The sequence below is a fragment of the Novipirellula rosea genome (assembly GCF_039541335.1).
GTDB lineage: Bacteria > Planctomycetota > Planctomycetia > Pirellulales > Pirellulaceae > Novipirellula > Novipirellula rosea.
Genome location: NZ_BAABGA010000020.1, coordinates 6,125 through 7,110, shown reverse-complemented (window position 1 = coordinate 7,110; position 986 = coordinate 6,125). Strand labels below are relative to the sequence as shown.

The following is a 986-nucleotide window of genomic DNA, read 5'->3' as shown; positions in this document are numbered from 1 at the left end:
GAAGTGAAGGCTGGGCTTGCCTTGACGAACGATATGACGATGGCGGTTTCTCTGGCGGCAACCTCGAACGTCCCGCTATGAAACGACTCATGGCCGATATCGAAGCCGGCAAGATCGACTGTGTGGTCGTGTATAAAGTTGATCGGCTCAGTCGAAGTCTTCTGGACTTCTCACGATTAATGGAAACGTTCGAGAAGCACAACGTTGCCTTCGTTTCGGTCACTCAGCAATTCAACACCGCCAGCTCAATGGGCCGGTTGATTCTCAACGTGCTGCTCTCATTCGCCCAGTTTGAACGCGAGATGATCAGCGAACGGACGAGAGACAAAATCGCGGCAACGAGACGCAAAGGAAAATGGTGCGGTGGCGTACCGGTGTTCGGTTACACGATCGAAGAGACGAAGCTTGTAGTCGTGCCGCACGAAGCGGAACGTGTCCGGCAGATCTTCGATCTTTACCTGCGAACTCACTCGCTCCTCGAAACGGCACGCGAAGCCAACCGCCGAGGCTGGCGTACCAAGCTGTGGACGACAAAAAAAGGATTGACGCGAGGTGGTCTGCCCTACGACAAGAATCGGATTTACCAGATGCTGACAAACGTGACCTACATCGGAAAGCTGACTTACAAAGACGAAATCCACGATGGTCAGCATCAGGCAATCGTCGATCCTCAGGTTTTCGCCAACGTCGGACAGTCGCTTCGGAAAAATGGTCGTACCGGCATGCTACGAGCGGCGACGAACTTCGACGGAATGCTGCGAGGGATACTCCGGTGCGCGGCCTGCAACCGAGCCATGCGGCACACGTCCACTGGTCGAGGAACGAAACGATATCGCTATTACGTTTGCGGCAAAGCCGAAAAACAAGGCTACGATTCGTGCCCATCGCCGTCGATCCCGGCCAAGCAGATCGAAAGCTTTGTGGTCGAAGAGCTTCGTATTTTCGCCGGCGATGACGAACTCATTCGAGATATCTACGAACGTTGT

Annotated in this window: 1 protein-coding gene; it reads left to right on the top strand. The window is 54.2% G+C overall.

Translation table 11 applies throughout. From position 1 onward, the window contains the following. On the top strand, positions 1 to 986 hold a 986-nt coding region (locus tag ABD971_RS08295; RefSeq protein ID WP_345321104.1), incomplete at both ends, for a recombinase family protein.